The 2,470-nt window shown below is 47.2% G+C and carries 2 protein-coding genes; one reads left to right on the forward strand and one right to left on the reverse strand.

Annotation, left to right across the window (positions count from 1 at the left end; translation table 11 throughout):
- Nucleotides 1–41: 41 nt before the first annotated feature.
- Nucleotides 42–1,355, reverse strand: coding sequence for a cyclically-permuted mutarotase family protein (locus G614_RS28925; protein ID WP_049948118.1), 1,314 nt, complete (start codon nucleotides 1,353–1,355; stop codon nucleotides 42–44).
- A gap of 365 nt (nucleotides 1,356–1,720) precedes the next feature.
- Here G614_RS28925 and G614_RS0123795 point away from each other — a divergent pair, with 365 nt between their 5' ends.
- A complete protein-coding gene (locus G614_RS0123795) occupies nucleotides 1,721–2,338 on the forward strand; it encodes a DUF1836 domain-containing protein (RefSeq protein ID WP_027643871.1) in 618 nt (205 codons plus the stop codon).
- The last annotated feature ends 132 nt before the right edge of the window (nucleotides 2,339–2,470 follow it).

Here is a 2,470-nt window from a genome sequence, read left to right on the forward strand (position 1 = left end):
CCGCCAGGCAGCTGTCCCTCCATTGTCATATCTCCTATTTCCTATCTTACAAGCATTCCCCCATACATGCGGCTGGTCCTTGTTCCAGGCTTGATTTCACCATTGATTGAATAAATATAATCTCCGTTCAGCACCAGGCCTTCCCCGCACGGGGCGTCAAAGGGAACCTCTCCGACGGTGCTCCATGCATTTTCCCGCGCATTATAAATCAGTATTTTCTTATTCCATTTAAGTTCAGAGGGGTCTGCCCCGAAGTATCCCATCTTGAACTCTGCCAGGGCGTCATCCTTAAGCTCTGCCATCTTAGCCACCGCATTGTCATAGACCTCTTTGTCGAAACCGCCAATCACCAGCATCTCCGTATCGCTGATTTTTACGGAACCAGCCCCCAGAAGGGAAATGTACCGGCCTTCTATGGCAATATCCGCAGCCTTCTCCCACTGGTCCTTTTCAATGTCATAGCTGTAGCCGTCTGTATAAGCCACTGCATCCCCGCCGCTGAATACGTAAATCCGACCATCCAGCACCTGTGATACACACTGCGTCCTGGTTTCCTCCCCTGGTACAGGAGCCAGTTCAGTTGTCTCCTTTGTGTCCAGGTCAAAAGCATAAAACTTGTTGGATGCCTTGCCGTCCTGTTTGCCTGCACCCACATATATCACACGATCCTTCAGAACGGCTGCGCCATCGGAAAATGTAAACGGAAGTTTTCCTATCTCTTCTAATGTGACCTCTCCCTTTTCATCCGCTTTCACAAGCATGATTTTATCACCTTTTCCCTCCACCGGGCTTCCTCCAATATAATAAATCCCCTCAGGAGCTGTTATGGATGCACCGTAGCCGATTTCATATCCCATGGTGGTATGATTCACCAGCGTCAGGCTTCCATCTTCCGGTTTCATAACATAGAGGTCCGGATAATATACCTTGGGTCCACCTGTCTCAGGTCCCCCTTGCGGGAAGTTCGCACCGCCTCCGGCAATCACATATCCTCCGGAAACGCCATTCAATAATCCTGCTGTACCAATATTCTTATCCGATCCCTTCTGTGCCTCCAGGTCTCCGGCGTGGGTCCACAGGATTTTCTTTACAGTTCCGTCTGAATCAGCGGATTCCCTTGTTCCTTCCGTTTTGTTTTCCTCTGTCCTTCCATCTTCCGCTCTGGTTTCCTCTGTCCTGCTCTCTTCCGCTCCGACACCATCCGCCTTATTTCCTCCTGCCGTGTTACCGTCTGTCTGGGATTCCGGCGCCGCAACCGCGGATGTGGCGGTCTGAGCTGAACCAGAGCCGCCGCAGGCTGTTATGGATAATGCTGCCGCCATTGTCAGTATAATACCTAAAAACCGTTTTCTCATAATTACCTCCATAAGCTGTTAAATCCGTTGACTGTTTCTGTAATTATGATAACACGGGTAATATCTTTCCTGCAAATCAATATATATGAAAGTTATTTCTATTTTAAAGGTATATATTACTGGCTTTGTATGTTTCTCTGAAACATGAGGACAAAATCGTGAAAGCAGACCCAGAGTTTTGTATAGATTGCACAATCCTCTGTCTACATCATCGTTTATAATCATCCCATAACCACCATGTAAGCCCCCCGGACATTAGTCCAGGCATAAACCCGCATAGATTTACATTTCCCCCTTGTCATCTAGTATCGATTACTATATAATAAATATAGTAATGTGATAAGAATGACAGAGGTGACACATAGATGAAGACAAATGAAGAACGTCTGCAGGACCTGTTTTCCTATCTGGGGAACCTGTCCCATGTCAAGGCGGACGAGATTCCTGATATTGATTTGTACATGGACCAGGTTACCACCTTCATGGACAGCCATTTAAAAGATATGAGACGCCATCCGGGTGATAAAGTCCTGACTAAGACCATGATTAACAACTACGCCAAGAATAACCTCCTTCCCCCTCCGGTGAAGAAGAAGTATTCCAAGGACCACCTGCTGATGCTTGTGTTCATATATTATTTCAAAAACCTTCTGTCCTTCAGTGATATTGAAGAACTGTTCCGTCCTATTACATCGAAGCATTTCTCAGGACAGACATCCCGGCTGTCCCTGGAAGATATCTATAACGAAGTATTTACTTTGGAAAAGGACGAGATGAATAACCTGAAGTCTGATGTGGCAGCCAAATTTGCCCGGGCCCAGGATACATTTTCAGATGCTCCTGTGGATGATAAGGACAGGGAGTACCTGAAGCTGTTTGCATTTATCTGCGAGCTGTCCTTTGACGTGTATCTGAAGACACAGATGATTGAGATGATTGCGGACCAGCTCAGGGAGGACGCGCCCGCTCCCCGCAAGAAGTAGGCCTCATAACCTGTTGGAACCCGCCCATGGCGTACAAAAAATCGGATAGGGGAGATTTTAACCTCCCCTTCCACACCACGTAGCGTACCGTTCGGTACTACGCGGTTCAATAGTTTACTCGGACTTTCAAAT

Origin of the sequence: [Clostridium] clostridioforme AGR2157 (assembly GCF_000424325.1) — a bacterium.
Classification (GTDB): Bacteria; Bacillota; Clostridia; order Lachnospirales; family Lachnospiraceae; genus Enterocloster; species Enterocloster clostridioformis_A.

Excerpts from the sequence above, each read along its gene's own strand:
- G614_RS0123795 (WP_027643871.1), top strand. The coding sequence starts at position 1,721 with ATGAAGACAAATGAAGAACGTCTGCAGGACCTGTTTTCCTATCTGGGG.
- G614_RS28925 (WP_049948118.1), bottom strand. The coding sequence starts at position 1,355 with ATGAGAAAACGGTTTTTAGGTATTATACTGACAATGGCGGCAGCATTA.